The organism is Microtetraspora sp. AC03309 (assembly GCF_020826795.1).
In the GTDB taxonomy this organism is placed as follows: domain Bacteria; phylum Actinomycetota; class Actinomycetes; order Streptosporangiales; family Streptosporangiaceae; genus Microtetraspora; species Microtetraspora glauca.
Window position 1 is genome coordinate 1 of sequence record NZ_JADDIL010000459.1, and the last position, 490, is coordinate 490.

The 490-nt window shown below is 63.5% G+C and carries 1 protein-coding gene; it reads right to left on the reverse strand.

Annotated elements, in window-relative coordinates:
• A partial coding sequence (locus IMZ11_RS43845) for a hypothetical protein (RefSeq protein WP_228649642.1) occupies positions 1-474 on the reverse strand: 474 nt, incomplete at its 3' end.
• Between the last annotated feature and the right edge of the window lie 16 nt (positions 475-490).

A 490-nucleotide genomic window follows, 5' to 3' on the forward strand; every position in this document is an offset into this window, starting at 1 on the left:
CGCCAACGGTGCCGCAACGAACACGGTGATGAAGTAGGCCAGCACCTGCAGACCGTTGTAGACCGTGAAGCCCTGGTTCAGCGGGAAATCCAGCGACGCATACTGCACCGTGGCCGACACCGCATTGGGGAAGACATCCCACGACTGAGGCACGATCCGGCGCCACTGCCCGGTGGTGAACAGGAGTACGTAGAACACCCCGCCGTTGACCAGCCAGAGCAGGTCAAAGCTGAGATGCCACCACCGCGCCAGCCCGATGGAGTGACGAATACCCGGGATCCCCAACCACTTCGGCAGGGCCACCGCGTCATCCTTGGAGGTCCACACGTTCTGCACGTCGGCCTTGTCCATCCGGTCAGCCGGTACAGCTGCGCGCAACCGCAGCCACTCGGTCCCCGGACGGCAACCCGCATTCCCGTACAGCCGCGGGTGGTCGGCCAGGATCTGCAGTCCGGAACGCAGGACGAACATCATGAAGACGATGTTGAAG